15 protein-coding genes are annotated in these 13,817 nt (G+C 64.0%); 12 read left to right on the forward strand and 3 right to left on the reverse strand.

Annotation, left to right across the window (positions count from 1 at the left end; genetic code table 11):
• Positions 1–84 precede the first annotated feature (84 nt).
• The 3 genes from M2341_RS07500 (at position 85) to M2341_RS07510 (ending at position 2,992) form a co-directional block, all read left to right on the forward strand.
• A complete protein-coding gene (locus M2341_RS07500) occupies positions 85–1,596 on the forward strand; it encodes an aldehyde dehydrogenase family protein (protein ID WP_319799394.1) in 1,512 nt (503 codons plus the stop codon).
• A gap of 161 nt (positions 1,597–1,757) precedes the next feature.
• Positions 1,758–2,186, forward strand: coding sequence for a MarR family winged helix-turn-helix transcriptional regulator (locus M2341_RS07505; protein WP_264572545.1), 429 nt, complete (start codon positions 1,758–1,760; stop codon positions 2,184–2,186).
• Complete coding sequence (locus M2341_RS07510) at positions 2,183–2,992, forward strand: nuclear transport factor 2 family protein (protein ID WP_264576048.1); 810 nt, start codon at positions 2,183–2,185, stop codon at positions 2,990–2,992. The genes M2341_RS07505 and M2341_RS07510 overlap by 4 nt, the downstream gene beginning before the upstream one ends.
• A 3-nt stretch (positions 2,993–2,995) precedes the next feature.
• Here the strand turns inward: M2341_RS07510 and M2341_RS07515 are convergent, their stop codons facing one another.
• Positions 2,996–3,178: a hypothetical protein gene (locus M2341_RS07515; RefSeq protein ID WP_264586003.1), complete on the reverse strand. Its 183-nt coding sequence runs from the start codon at positions 3,176–3,178 to the stop codon at positions 2,996–2,998.
• Between the two features lie 109 nt (positions 3,179–3,287).
• On the opposite strand from M2341_RS07515, the gene M2341_RS07520 reads away from it, so the two are divergent.
• A complete protein-coding gene (locus M2341_RS07520; protein ID WP_264584808.1) occupies positions 3,288–4,019 on the forward strand; it encodes an extensin family protein in 732 nt (243 codons plus the stop codon).
• On the opposite strand, the gene M2341_RS07525 is transcribed toward M2341_RS07520, so the two are convergent.
• Positions 4,020–5,018, reverse strand: coding sequence for a DNA topoisomerase IB (locus M2341_RS07525; RefSeq protein ID WP_264584809.1), 999 nt, complete (start codon positions 5,016–5,018; stop codon positions 4,020–4,022).
• A gap of 128 nt (positions 5,019–5,146) precedes the next feature.
• Between M2341_RS07525 and fumC the strand changes: the two genes are divergently transcribed.
• The 4 genes from fumC (at position 5,147) to M2341_RS07545 (ending at position 8,272) form a co-directional block, all read left to right on the forward strand.
• Entirely contained in the window at positions 5,147–6,550 is a 1,404-nt protein-coding gene (fumC, locus tag M2341_RS07530; RefSeq protein ID WP_413715321.1) for a class II fumarate hydratase, read from the forward strand.
• 237 nt (positions 6,551–6,787) lie between these two features.
• Complete coding sequence (locus M2341_RS07535; protein WP_181559327.1) at positions 6,788–7,156, forward strand: PRC-barrel domain-containing protein; 369 nt, start codon at positions 6,788–6,790, stop codon at positions 7,154–7,156.
• 58 nt (positions 7,157–7,214) lie between these two features.
• Positions 7,215–7,397, forward strand: coding sequence for a DUF3008 family protein (locus tag M2341_RS07540; RefSeq protein WP_264572550.1), 183 nt, complete (start codon positions 7,215–7,217; stop codon positions 7,395–7,397).
• Between the two features lie 23 nt (positions 7,398–7,420).
• Positions 7,421–8,272 (forward strand): SDR family oxidoreductase, encoded by an 852-nt coding sequence (locus tag M2341_RS07545; protein WP_264584810.1) that lies wholly within the window; start codon positions 7,421–7,423, stop codon positions 8,270–8,272.
• 2 nt (positions 8,273–8,274) lie between these two features.
• Here the strand turns inward: M2341_RS07545 and M2341_RS07550 are convergent, their stop codons facing one another.
• Entirely contained in the window at positions 8,275–10,167 is a 1,893-nt protein-coding gene (locus tag M2341_RS07550; protein WP_264584811.1) for a hypothetical protein, read from the reverse strand.
• 187 nt (positions 10,168–10,354) lie between these two features.
• On the opposite strand from M2341_RS07550, the gene M2341_RS07555 reads away from it, so the two are divergent.
• The 4 genes from M2341_RS07555 to M2341_RS07570 all read left to right on the forward strand — a co-directional run bounded on the left by M2341_RS07555 (position 10,355) and on the right by M2341_RS07570 (position 13,731).
• Entirely contained in the window at positions 10,355–11,005 is a 651-nt protein-coding gene (locus M2341_RS07555) for an HAD family hydrolase (RefSeq protein ID WP_264584812.1), read from the forward strand.
• Between the two features lie 11 nt (positions 11,006–11,016).
• Positions 11,017–11,916: a phosphotransferase gene (locus M2341_RS07560; RefSeq protein WP_264584813.1), complete on the forward strand. Its 900-nt coding sequence runs from the start codon at positions 11,017–11,019 to the stop codon at positions 11,914–11,916.
• Positions 11,917–11,933: 17 nt separating this feature from the next.
• Positions 11,934–12,989, forward strand: a complete 1,056-nt coding sequence (locus tag M2341_RS07565; RefSeq protein ID WP_264584814.1) for a hypothetical protein — start codon at positions 11,934–11,936, stop codon at positions 12,987–12,989.
• Between the two features lie 133 nt (positions 12,990–13,122).
• A complete protein-coding gene (locus M2341_RS07570; RefSeq protein WP_181559334.1) occupies positions 13,123–13,731 on the forward strand; it encodes an NAD(P)-dependent oxidoreductase in 609 nt (202 codons plus the stop codon).
• The last annotated feature ends 86 nt before the right edge of the window (positions 13,732–13,817 follow it).

Below are 13,817 nucleotides of genomic sequence, written 5' to 3' on the forward strand. Positions count from 1 at the left end.
TGCTGTTATTGAGGAGATCATGATGATTCAACATGATCTCTGCCGTCAGGGTGCCGACGGCTGCTGGAAAGGATGTCTGTTTCGATGAATGCGCCTTATAATCCCGGTCTGCTTGAGCAACTGCGTATGCGCTACGCTAACGGCCCGGTCAAAATGTTGATCGGCGGGCAGTGGGTCGAGGCCGCATCCGGCGAAACCTTCGAAACGCTCAATCCCTCGACCGGCGAACTCATCGCAAATGTCGCCAGCGCCGGCGAGGTCGATGTGGACCGGGCCGTTGCCGCCGCGCGCAAGGCGTTCGAGGGTGCCTGGTCGGGCGTGAAGCCCACCGAGCGGACCAATTTGCTGCTCAAGCTCGCCGATCTGCTCGAAGCCAATGCCGAGGAACTGGCGCTGCTTGAGACGCTGGACGTAGGCCGCCCCATCCAGTTCTCGCGGATGATCGACGTTGCGGGCGCCGTTGGCCAGCTGCGCTACAATGCCGGCTGGGCGACCAAGATTTTCGGTGAGACCGCAGAGATCAGCGCACCGGGCGAATGGCTCTCCTACGTGCTGCGCGAGCCGGTTGGTGTGTGCGCGCAGATCGTGCCGTGGAACTTCCCGCTGGTGATGGCGATGGGCAAGCTCGCCCCTGCGATCGCAGCGGGCTGCACCGTCGTGCTCAAGCCGGCCGAGCAGACCCCGCTCAGCACGCTGCGGCTGGGCGAGCTGGTGCTTGAGGCGGGCTTCCCGGAGGGCGTGATCAACATCGTCTCGGGCTTCGGCCGGACCGCTGGCGCGGCGCTGGCTGCGCACCGCGATGTCGACAAGGTCTCGTTCACCGGTTCGACGGTGACCGGCAAGGCGATCATCGAAGCCTCCAAGACGAACTTCAAGCGCGTGCAGCTCGAACTGGGCGGCAAGTCGCCCACCTATATCTTTGCGGATGCGGACCTCTCCAAGGCCATTCCGGCAGCGGCGATGGGTATCTTCTTCAATGCCGGTCAGGTCTGCGCGGCGGGATCGCGCCTGTTCGTGCATGAGAAGGTGGCTGATGCCGTGCTGGAAGGCGTGGTGAACATGGCGCGGGGCATGAAGGTCGGCCAGACCCTCGATGCCTCGACCATGATCGGCCCGCTGGTCAGCGCGGCGCAGCTTGACCGCGTGACCGGTTATATCGAGTCCGGCCGCCAGGAAGGCGCCAGCGTGCTTGCCGGCGGCGATCGCCTCTCCGGCGAGGGCTATGAGGGCGGCTATTTCGTCCAGCCCACCGTGCTGGTGGATACCAAGCCCGACATGCGCGTGCGCGCCGAGGAAATCTTCGGCCCGGTGCTCTGCGCGATGCGTTTCAATGATGAGGACGATGTCGCGGCGCTGGCCGCGCGGGGCAATGAGACGGAGTTCGGCCTGTCCGCATCCATCTACACCCAGAATATCTCCACTGCACACAAGCTGGCCCGGCGCCTCAAATCCGGCACCATCCGCATCAACGGTTCGGGCGGCGTCGATCCCGCGCTTCCGCTCGGCGGCTACAAGGCCTCCGGCTGGGGCCGTGAGAATGGCAAGGCCGGCGTCGAGGCCTATACCGAGCTCAAGGCGGTCAGCGTCGCCCTCTAAGGGCGCGCTGCGAATTATAGTGCCGCCTCGGGTCTAACCGGGGCGGCCCGAGGAGAGGGGGAGCGCAATTGAGCGCAAAGGATAACAATAACGGGGCGGCGGGTCCTCTCGAAGAAGCCTGGCGCATCTTCGATTCCCGCCACCTTCCTTATCGTCTGCTGATGCTCGGCAAGATGCTGGACCGGCTTTCGGTCCAGCACATCCGGGACAATGCGGGTGTCTCGCTGGCGGAGTGGCGCGTGTTGGCCCATCTCGCGGTGATGGGCACCAAAAGTGCCAGTGAAGTGTCGGCCGCAGCGCTGGTGGACCGGGCGGAAGTCAGCCGCGCGGTGCGGGTTCTGGAAGAAGAAGGCTTTCTGCGGCGCGAGGAAAACCCCCGAAACCGCAAGAGCAGCCTGCTGGTACTGACCGAAAAGGGGCAGGACAGCTACAAGCGGGTCCATATGGACCGGCGCAAGTTCTTCAGCATGTTGACGGCCGATTTCAGCGAGTCCGAACTGTCGGACCTGGACGGCATGTTGCTGCGCATGGCCAAAAGGGCCGACCAAATGGGGCGTGAAGGCGTTCCTTCAGCGAGGAAAAAGCCTTGAATTACGACGATTATGTCGCCGACTTCAACGAAGGTCAGGATGATCGCCTTGTCGAGCGATGGTTCGCGCCGGATTGCGTGATGTACAGCAGCACCCGCGTCTGCCGTGGGCGCGATGGCCTGCTCGATTTCCTCGACTGGGCCCATGACGGCGTACGCGAGGTCATCCGGCCCCGGCTGGTACTGCGGGAGGGCAACCGGCTGTTCGTCGATGTGGACATGGATTTCATCTGCCACGCGCCGCGCCCCGATTTCCCCTTCGCGCCCTTGCTGCCGGGCGATATTCTGACGGTGCGGTTCTTCGTGACCTATCTGTTGAACGAGGCCGGGCAAATCCAGGAACTGTGCTCCATGACCTGGCCGGCGGAGCAGGGCGTCACCAAGGCGCCGATGCTCTCATCCCATGCGGGCGGGCGTGCGGCCTATCATGCCTATGCGGCGGCGTTCAGCGCTGGCGATATGGAGCGGGCAGGGCGTTACTACACAGAGGACTGTGTGCTGCGGCTACCCTCAGTGCCTGTCATCAACGGACGCGATGGCATCTGCGACTTCTATCGCACCATGTTCCAGACGGTACGGGAAGATCTCACCATCCATGGGCTGGTGATCGACGATAATGGAATTGCGGTGGATTGCACCAGCACCTTCACGGCGCAGCAGGACGCGCCCGATTTCGTGGTCGCGCCGCTCAAGCAAGGCGAGAGCATTCAGGTGCGCGTGTTCGTGGTCTACGGATTGCGCAATGGGCAGATCGCGACGATCGACGTGGCGCGGGCAGGCGCCGTGGCACCGCCCGCGTCCGCCTGATCGTCAAGTTATCGACGGCTGGAATGCCGGCGGGTCGCTGGCGGGAAAGGATTCGTCCGAGGCTTCGTCAATCTCGTCCCATTTGCCCGGGGCGGGCTTGTGCTTCATCGCATCCGGCCCGGCATCGCGGACCTCGGGGTTTTCGTCCGTCTCGGTGTTCGTTTTGGGATCTTCGGGCATCGACATCTCAAATCCTTTCGTGATTTCCTTGTCGTCTGATTGATCAACGCCTGCGTGCGCCAGCAGTTGCATGGCCCTGTCGGAAGCGGAACGCGTCCTGCCGCGTTAGGCAGCTATGAAGGCATCCGGTTTTTATCGCGCGATCCGCTGGCTCGTCTGGGCGGGCGCTCTGGTTCTGGCAGCGTTGCTGGCGTTCGCGCTGTTCCGTTCGGCCCCGCAGGATCTCCCCTGGACGCCGCTTTCGCTGGATCAGCCGATCGGCCTGTTCACGCGACACAAGCTTTCGGGATTGCGGGATGATGCGCCGCGATGTCGCGCCTTGCTGCATCGCGCCGGGTTGGAGACGACGGCGGTGCCGGCTTTCGGCAGCGACCAATGCCGAGTCACGACCGCCACCCGCCTTGCGGCTGGGCAGGACATGCTCGCCCTTTCGCCGACGGACGTGGCCCCGGCCTGTACCGTTATGGCCGCCACCGCGCTCTGGACCTGGCAGGTTGTCCAGCCTGCCGCGCAGCAAGTCCTCGGGGCGTCTGTGGTGCGCATCGAGCATCTCGGCAGCTATAGTTGCCGGCGCATGTACGGCCGAGGCGAAGGTGCGTGGAGCGAACATGCCACCGCCAATGCGCTGGACATCGCCGGCTTCGTGCTGAGCGACGGCCGCCGGATCTCGGTGCTGCGGGATTGGGACGGGGAGGGCGAAGAGGCCGCCTTCCTGCGAACCGTGCGCGATGGCGCATGCCGCGTGTTTTCGACCGTGCTCTCGCCGGATTATAACCGCCAGCATGCCGATCACTTCCACTTCGATCAGGCGGATCGGGGCGGGGTCAGCTGGGGTGTTTGCCGCTGATCAGCCTGCCTCGACCTGCTGCTCCTCCAGCCAGGCGATCAGGCCGCGTTCGGGGCGGCTGAGCCATTTGGTCTGGCGCGGCAGGTGCGTCTGCTTGCGGAATTCGCCTGCCCCATCGCGCGCCAAGGCGACGAGATTGGGGTGGATGTAGGATTTGCGAGCGATGGCTGGCGTATTGCCGAGATGTTCCGAGACATGGGTCAGCATCGCCGTGAGGGTGGAGACCTCCTGCTCGTGCAGCAGCCAGTCGAACGCGAGCACGCTCGCCCGCCATGTCCGGAAGTGCTTGGCGGTGAAGTCCGCGCCCATCGTCTCGCGCAGATAGCCGTTCACATCCGATGATGAGACCGGCGAGGCGGTGCCATCGTCGCGCAGATACTGGAAGAGGTGCTGGCCCGGCAGGTCCTGCATCTGGCGAACGAAGCGAATGAGGCGGCGGTCCGTCATGCTGACTTCGCTCAGCTTGCCCGACTTGGCCTTGAACCGCAGGGTGAGGCGGCTGCCGGTGACCTTGGCATGGCGCCGGCGCAGGGTGGTGGCGCCAAAGCTGCGATTGCTCTTGGCATAGGCCTCGTTGCCCACGCGGATGCGGCCGCTGTCGAGCAGCTGCACGACGGAGGCGATGGCCCGCTCGGCCGTCAGACTGCGCCCGGCCAGATCATCCTCCACCCGGCGGCGCAGCAATGGCAACAATGCGCCGAAAGCGGCGCAACCCTCATATTTGCGGGCGTCCCGCTCGGCTGTGAAATCCGGATGGTAGCGATATTGCTTGCGCCCGCGGGCATCGATGCCCGTTGCCAGAATATGGGCATGGGCATTGGGCGCGAACCAGGCATCCGTATAAGCCGGCGGCAGGCCGATGCGGTTGAGCCGGCCGATCTCTGCCCGCTCGGTGATGCGCGCGCCTTCCGCATCGAAATAGGCCCAGCCGCGTTTTCCACTCGGTCGGCGGCGGATGCCCGGCATGCTGTCGTCGACGAAAATCAGCGCGTGTATCATGCTCGGGGCCGCTCCTTGCCTATCCACGGGGCCTATCCACGGGACTTGTCCATGGGCATGGACGAGCGCACAACGCGCAAGCTGCGGGTTTGGAGCCAGCCGGCAGCGCACGCAGACAGGCCCGGCAGATGGCAGTGGAGAAACCGGTGACGAAGATGCGGGAAGAACGCGACAGCCTGGGTCCCATCGACGTGCCTGACGCGGCCTATTGGGGCGCCCAGACCCAGCGCAGCATCGAGAATTTCCCGTTCGGCCCGGCCGAGCGAATGCCGATCGGCATCGTCCATGCACTGGCCATCGTGAAAAGCGCCGCCGCGCATGTGAACCGCGCGCACGGACTGGCCCCGGACATCGCCGATGCCATCGAGACGGCAGCGGCGGAGATCGTGGCCGGCAAGCTGGACGATCAGTTCCCCCTGGTCATCTGGCAGACCGGCAGCGGCACCCAGACCAACATGAATGTGAACGAGGTGATCGCCGGCCGGGCCAACGAGGCGCTGACGGGCCAGCGTGGCGGCAAGGCACCGGTCCATCCCAACGATCATGTCAATATGAGCCAGTCGTCCAACGACAGCTTCCCGACGGCGCTGCACATCGCAGCCGCCCGCGCGCTGGTCGAACGGCTGCTGCCCGCGCTCGATCATCTTGCCGATCTGCTCGGCGCGATGGCGAAGGCTTGGTCCGGCATCGTCAAGATCGGCCGGACGCATCTGCAGGACGCGACACCGCTTACGCTCGGGCAGGAGTTTTCCGGCTATGCTCAGCAACTGCTCAACTGCCGCAACCGTCTCTCCCGCGCCCTAGAAGAGGAGCTGATGCCGTTGGCGCAGGGCGGCACGGCGGTCGGCACAGGCCTGAATGCGCCGCAAGGGTTCGGCGAGGCGGTGGCGAAGCAGATCGCGGCGTTGACCGATCTTCCGTTCAGGACCGCGCCCAACAAGTTCGAGGCCTTGGCCTCCAACGATCCGCTGGTCCAGCTCTCCGGGTCTCTGGCGACACTCGCTGTCGCGCTGACCAAGATCGCCAATGATATCCGCCTGCTCGGCTCGGGGCCGCGTTCGGGGCTGGGCGAACTGGAATTGCCGGCCAATGAGCCAGGCAGCTCGATCATGCCCGGCAAGGTCAACCCCACCCAGTGCGAGATGCTGACGATGGTTGCCGCGCAGGTGATCGGCAATCATCAGGCCGTGACGGTCGGCGGCTTGCAGGGGCATCTCGAACTTAACGTCTTCAAGCCGATGATCGGTGCGGCGATCCTGCGTTCCATCGATCTGCTGAGCACGGGAATGGAGAGCTTTGCCGAGCGCTGCGTGGAAGGCATCGTGCCCAATGAGGCGCGCATCGCGGACTTGGTCGAGCGCTCGCTGATGCTGGTCACCGCCCTCGCGCCTGAGGTCGGCTACGACAACGCCGCCAAGATTGCCAAATATGCCCATGAGCAGGGCCTGAGCCTGCGCGAGGCGGCCTCTGCGCTCGGGCTTGTCGATGCGGCGACCTTCGATCGTCTGGTGCAGCCGCAGTCCATGATCTGACCGAACCGGCCTCTTGACCGCCGATGCGACACGGCGTGACTCGCTGTCGATCGGTTTGCCGCTTTACCCGGAACCCCTGCGCTATCTGGCCGTTGGTTTGGTAGATGGCGTCGCGCTGACGCGCCGCCTCAAGACCCAGGGCCGGCATAGTCCGGCATTGGCACCTTGGTCCCGGTTGGATCGGCAAAACCCTTCCGCGGATTGAGGCCCACCTTCAACAGGAAGAGGACCAGGCTCATGGCTACCGAAATCGCAATTGACGAAACTCAGCGCCTCATCTCCTCCGACAAGGTCGAGGGCACGACAGTGTATAACCGACAGGGCGAAAAGCTCGGAACGGTGCGCAACTTCATGGTCGATAAGCGCAGCGGCAAGGCTGAATATGCCGTGATGTCGTTCGGCGGGCTGTTCGGCCTCGGCAGCGATTATTATCCGCTGCCGTGGGACATGCTCGATTATGATACCGAATATGGCGGCTATGTCGTCGATATCGAGAAATCCCGTCTCGAAGGCGCGCCGCGATATGCGCAGGAAGACCCCGTCTACGACCATGGCTACGGCCGGCAGGTCTACGGATATTGGGGGATCCCTTATCCCTTCGTCTGATCGACAGGCACAGGCCGCCCGGCACGAACGGGCGGCCTTTTAATTTGGAGGCTTACTCATGCCAGCCAAATCCAAAGCGCAGCAGAAAGCCGCCGGGGCAGCCTTGTCTGCCAAACGCGGTGACAGCGCCAAATCCGACCTCAAGGGCGCCTCACGCGAGATGTATGACTCGATGAGCAAAAGCCAGCTTGAGGATTTTGCCTCCGGCAGTCGCAAGGGCAAGCCGGACCACGTCAAGTGACGTGCTGAACGGAAGAATGATCCATGACTGACACAATCGACATGATCCACGAAGACAATCTGCCTGGTGACGAGCATAAGCTCGATCCCCAGCCGGAGTTCATGCCGCGCTACCCCGGATCGGGCCGACTGAAAGGCAAGGTCGCGGTCGTGACCGGGGCGGATAGCGGCATCGGCCGGGCGGTCGCGGTGCTGTTCGCGCGTGAAGGCGCGGATGTCGCCATCGCCTATTTGTGCGAGCATGAAGACGCCGCCAAGACGCAAAAGCTGGTCGAGCAGGAAGGCGCTCGCGCGCTCGTGTTCGCGGGCGATCTGGGCGACAAAGCTGTCTGTCAGGACCTGATCGACCGCACAATAGGCGCGTTCGGGCGTCTCGACATCATCGTCAACAATGCGGGCGAACAGCACCCGGACAAGTCGATCGAGGACATCACCGAGGAACAGCTCAAGCGGACCTTCCAGACGAACATTTACTCGATGTTCTTCGTGGTACAGGCGGCGATGCCGCATCTTCGCCAGGGCGCGGCGATCGTCAACTGCACGTCCGTCACGATGTATCAGGGCTCCAAGGAACTGCTCGATTATTCGAGCACCAAGGGCGCGATCACGGCGTTCACCCGCTCGCTCAGCGAAAATCTCATCGAAAAGGGCATTCGCGTCAACGCCGTGGCGCCGGGGCCGATCTGGACGCCGCTCAACCCGTTCGGCGGTGCCAGCAAGGAGAAACTCGCGCATTTCGGCGAGAGTACGCCAATGGGTCGCCCGGGCCAGCCGAACGAAGTCGCGCCGTGCTTCCTGTTCCTCGCCTGCGAGGATTCCAGCTATATGAGCGGGCAGGTGCTCCACCCCAATGGCGGGATGGTCGTCGGCTCCTGAGTTCAGCGCCTCTGCCTGTCCGTTCGCGCCGCTGTGAGCAAAGCCTTGTCCACAGCGTCGTGACGGCCGGCAGCGTCCTGCTCAAGGGCAGCGCAGATGGCGCTGCTCGCCATCGGCGCTGCTTCCATCAACTTGCCCATCTGGGCCGGCAATCTGGCCACAGTGATGCCGGCATACCAACAGGTCTGGGCAAGACTGACGTGACCCATCAAATCCGGCTTGGCATCATAGAGCGCCATCTCATGAAAGCGAGGCGCGATATCCAGCGTGTCGGCATAGACCGCCATGGTCGCGGCGCTGGCGAGCGCGACCTGATCCCCGATCATGAGTGTGCCATATTGATGGCCCATCGCCGCATCGGCAAGCAGCGTGGGCGCCGCTCGGCAGGCGGCCAAGGCGTCGCCCCAGCGGAACGCTTTCGCGCCGATAACCTTATCCGGGCGGATGCGCAGGATGAGATCGAACTCGTCGCCTCGGGCCGTCGCCATGTCCGATGCGGCCTTGAGCTTGTAATGCATCTTGCGGGGGTTGGACCAACCCGCAAAATCCGGGCCGCTATCGTCCTCTAGCACCACATGTTCCGTGCCGTAGAAGGCTTCGAGGTCCGCCTTGCTGACAATCCCGCCATCCGCCAGCGCGGCGACCAGTGCGGGGTATCGCTCGGCCATGCCGGGCATCCCAAGCCGCCCGGCGTGCAGGCGCCATGCGTCGCAAAAGGCCTTGCCAGCGAAAGGCAGATAGGCGCGGAACGGCTCGGCGCCGGAGCGCCCGATCTTGCTCCAGCTATGGACGAAGAAATGGCAGTCCGTGTCCCGTAGCAAGCCGGCCTGCCAGGTCGGCAAGGCCGCGCGGTGGCCACGTAGCTGGCCCGAAACGCACACGGCAATGCGCGGACGGCGCCGCCCGAGCTTGAGGAAAGGCGCCTTGACCGTGACCTTGTCTTCCACGAAAGCGGCGGCCTGCCACGGCCTGGAAGCCAGCCGGGCAAGCGCTGCGTTCGACCGCGCGCGATCAGCAGTCGAGCGCAGCTTGAGGCCCGGCTGCGCCAGCGCGGCCAGGTCCGGACCGAGGGCCGTCGTGACTGCCGCTGCGCTCGTGGGGCCGTCCGGCGAAACCGCCCAGCGCAGCGCCAGAGAGCGCACCGCCGCGCCATCGTCCTCATCGGTTGCACCGCCCGGATATGCGCTGCGATAGGCCGCCAGCCATGCGGCAATTTGCGCGTCTGCACGGCGTGATCCCGTAATCCACAGGAAGAGCAGCAATTGCCAGGCGGGGAACCGACGTACCAGCGCATCGGGCGGCGTGTTCTCCGCGAGACCGGCCAGATCGGCGATGTTGCGCTGAAAATGCACCGCATCGAACATGCCATTATAGGGCAGGCTGAGTTCGTGCCGATCCAATTGCGGCAGCAGGTCGAGATGCCAGCGCGAGATCGCGGCTTCGTCCTGCCAGCCCTGCAGGGGGTGGCGCAGCAGCAGCACGGCGATCAAAAAGCCGCGGTCGCGCGCGCCCTCATCCCACAAAGCTGTCAGAACGGGCCGAAGAAGCTCGGCCGCCTTCTTGAGCACGCGCTGATTGCCGCCCGCGTGGGCTGCTGCGATCCGCGCGCACAGGGCAGGGGGCGTGCCGTCGCGATCGCGCTCAAGGACGAGGATGCGGAGGAGATCGTCCAGCCGCTCCCGACCCCAGTCCGTCGGCAAAGCCTCGTCCATAAGCGCGCCGGTCACCGCGCGCCCGGCGCCCTCAAAGGCGCGGTGGGCCGTTATGCCCTCCTTAAATATTGCCTCGTAAATCTCCAGGGCAGGGGTATAGTTTGAGGCCTCGGTCAATTCTTTGGCTGCGGCAAGCCGATCGTCGAGGAACTCGCTTGCAGGTTTTCCATTTACAGACTTCACGGGTTTTCCTCGATGGCCAATGGCGCGCGCGTTCAACCTAGCAAGATTTCGGATTAAGAATTCAACCCATTTCCACATTCGCATGACGGCCAGCTGAGAGAATGCTCGCCAGCGCGATAGATGTGCGTCGATTGCAGGGGGTTATTTGAGGGTCGATGGTCGTTTTAGTTAAGTCGCGGGGCGGGAAATGACGCCGGACGTGTCCGTGGAGCCATGGCCGCTCGGCGTGGACCTCTCCGCCTATGACGCCCTGCTGTTCGATCTGGATGGCACGCTGGTCGATACCATGCCGCTCCACGGGCTCGCCTACGCAGCCGTGTTCGATGCGCGCGGCTATCGCTTCACCATGGATGATTATCTTGCAAATGTCGGTCCGCCCGCCCGGATCGCGATCCCGTCTTTTGCGGCAGCGGCGGGCATGGGTGAGATCGACGATGCGATGATCGCCGCCCTCCATGCCGAGAAGAAGGCGCATTTCAAGACCGTGCTGCGGCAGGAGAAGGCGCCGGCCCTGACCGCCTCACACTTGCTGGCGCGTCATGCCGGCACGATCCCCATGGCGTTGGTGTCGTCGGGCAACCGGGACGGCGTGGAAGCGATCTTGGAAACGATGGCGTGGCGCCCCCATTTCGGCGCCGTGGTGAGCGGCGATGATGTGGCGCAAGGCAAGCCGCATGCCGAACCTTATCTCACCGGCGCGGCGTTACTGGGCGTGGCGCCCGCACGCTGCCTCGTGTTCGAGGATACGCCGGTCGGGATCGCGTCCGGCCTTGCCGCGGGCATGACTGTCATCGACGTGACCCAAGCCGGCGTCATCCATCGGCCGGGCAAATCATGACAGGACCAGAGTTGACCCTCGACAGCCACCCGGCTTTGCGGATGTTCCGCGAGGTCATTCCGCTCTCCGGCTTTTCCGGCGCGACCGTGGCGCTGGTCCGTGATGGCGGGCAGCCCTTCGTGCGCAAGGCAGCCAATCTTGTCGATGCCAACGGGTCGTTGCGCGATCAGGCGGTGCGGCAGCAGGCGCTGGCCGGGCTTGTGGAAGGCTGTGCCGGGATGCCCGAGGTGCTCGACATGGGCGAGCAGGACGGACTGTTCTATTTCGACATGGCCTTCATCCCGTCGCGCGATGCGGTCAATTTTCTCTCCAATGGCACCTTTGATAATGTCGCCGATTTCGCCGACCGCGTGGAGCGGCTGATGAGCCGCCTGGCGGTTTCGGTGCCGGTGAGCCAGCCGCCACTCGCCCCGCGCAAGAGCCTGCTGGTGGAGAAACTGCAGCAGATCGCCGACAAGACTGGCGCGATGCACGAGGCAGCGCTCGCCCCTCTGGTGGAGGCGGCGCGGCGCATGGATGTGCTGGTGGCGGACGAGAAGCCCACGGCTGCGCATGGCGATCTGACCTTCGAGAACATCCTCGTCGACCGGCGCGGCGCCTTGTGGCTGATCGACACGATCACATCGCCCTTCGACCATGTCTGGATCGACTGGTCCAAGCTGTTTCAGGAGTGCGAGGGGCTTTGGCACGCCCATCGCGGCCGGCCGCTGGCACGGGGCGTGACATGGTGGCTGCGCCAACGCTTCCATGCCGCCGCGACCGCGCTGGACCCGGCCTATCCTGCACGCCATTACATCCTGCTCGGCCTCACCTTCGCGCGCATCCTGCCTTATGCGAAGACCAACGAGGACCGGGCCTTCGTTGCCCGGCGGGTGGCCGAATGCGGCCGCGCTGCCCTGGACAATCTTTGACGCGAGAGAGAAGACCCATGAAGATCATCGTACCCTGCGCCGGCCGCTCCTCCCGCTTCCCCAACATGGCGCCCAAGTGGATGCTGCCCGACAATGATGGCCTGCCTATGGTCTTCAAGGCGGTGCAGGGGCTCGGCGCCAATGTTGATGATTTCATCTTCACGATCCTGCGCGAGCATGAAGAGCGCTTCCAGGCTCAGGAAGGTCTGCGCGCCGCCTTTGGGCAGAAGGTCAATTGCGTCATTCTGGACGAGCCGACGCGCAGCCAGTCGGAAACGGTTGCCCAGACGCTGCTCAAGAGCGGCATCGACGAACCCTTCATGGTGAAGGACAGCGACAATTATTTCGAGGTGCCGCACCTCTATCAGTCGTACAACTACGTCTGCGTCGCGTCGCTCAGCAGCTTCAGCCAGGTCAACCCGCAGAACAAGAGCTATGTTCAGGTCGATCAGGAAGATGTGATCGTCAATTTCCGCGAAAAGCAGGTCATCTCCGATCTGTTCAGCGTCGGCGGCTATTATTTTTCCAGTCCGCGCGAGTTCCTGGCGGCTTATGACGAGCTGATGGGCCAGCCGCGCCTGTCCGCCGGCGAGCTCTATCTCTCCGAGATTATCGGCTATCTGGCGATGCAGGGCTCGGTGTTCCGCATCCAGCGGATCAAGCAGTATCAGGACTGGGGGACGGTCCACGAGTGGCGGGAATATCTGCAGGGCCACCGGGTGTTCTTCATCAGCGTCGATGGCTTCCTATTCGAGCAGGGGTCGCTGTTCTTCAAACCGGGTTTCGAGGAAGTGAAGCCCAATCCGGTGGCGATCGAGACGGTGCAGAAGCTGGCGGCGGAGGGGCAGAAGATCTTCTATCTCTCGATCCGTCCGCAGGAGCTGGAAGCGCTGACCAAGAGCCAGCTCGCCGCCGCCGGCCTGCCTGAGCGGCCGTTGCTGCTCGGTTGCGATCTGGCGCAATGGACGCTGCTGACTGCGCCGCATTCCAACCAGCCGTTCCGCACCTCGCATGCTGTCGAGATCGCTGCGGACGACCCGAATATGGCGGAAAAGCTGGCCGTTGATCGCTGACGTCGGGAAACCCGGCGCTGGTCTCTTGCCTTTGTCCGGCTTGACCCTAAGAACAGGCTCTTAGAACAGGCAAAGTCAATTTGGGTGTCGCGGGCGAGCCGCGCGATCTGCCCGATAAGAGAGGAATGCAGGCATGAAGATCGCAATCATGGGTGCCACTGGCAATGCAGGCCAGCGTCTGGTCGATGAGGCCGTGAGTCGCGGGCACAGTGTCACCGGCATTTCGCGCAGCGCAGACACCCAAGCGCCGCGCGAGGGCGTGACGTGGGTGAAGGCCGACATCAATGATGTCGACGACATGGCGAGCAAGATTGCCGGCCATGATGCGGTCATTCTCTCCATGCCGTTCAAGTCGCTGGATGCGGACAATGTGTTCGCTGTGGCGCGCAAGGCCGGGTGCTGGCTGCTGGTGGTCGGCGGCGCGGCGAGCCTGCAGACCGAGGATGGCGTGGTGCTGCTCGATACGCCGGGTTTCCCGGACTTCATCAAGGTCGAGGCCGCGCCAGCGCGCGATTTCCTCAACCAGCTGAAGGCAGGACCGGGCTTTGACTGGACGTTCCTGTCGCCGGCCATGATGTTCGGACCGGGCGAGCGCACCGGCACCTTCCGCCTCGGCACCGAGACGCTGCTGACGGCCCCGGACGGTAAAAGCTCGATCAGCTATGAGGATTTCGCCGTCGCGATGATCGACGAGATCGAGACGCCCAAGCACAAGAACATGCGGTTCACCGTCGGCTACTGACGGCGGTGTCATCCATGAACGGCGAGGGCCGGGGCTTCCAATATGCCTTTGGTATGCACGGCCTGCTTAGGCCGTTGGAAAGTCTC

It is taken from the genome of Sphingobium sp. B7D2B (assembly GCF_025961895.1).
GTDB lineage: Bacteria > Pseudomonadota > Alphaproteobacteria > Sphingomonadales > Sphingomonadaceae > Sphingobium.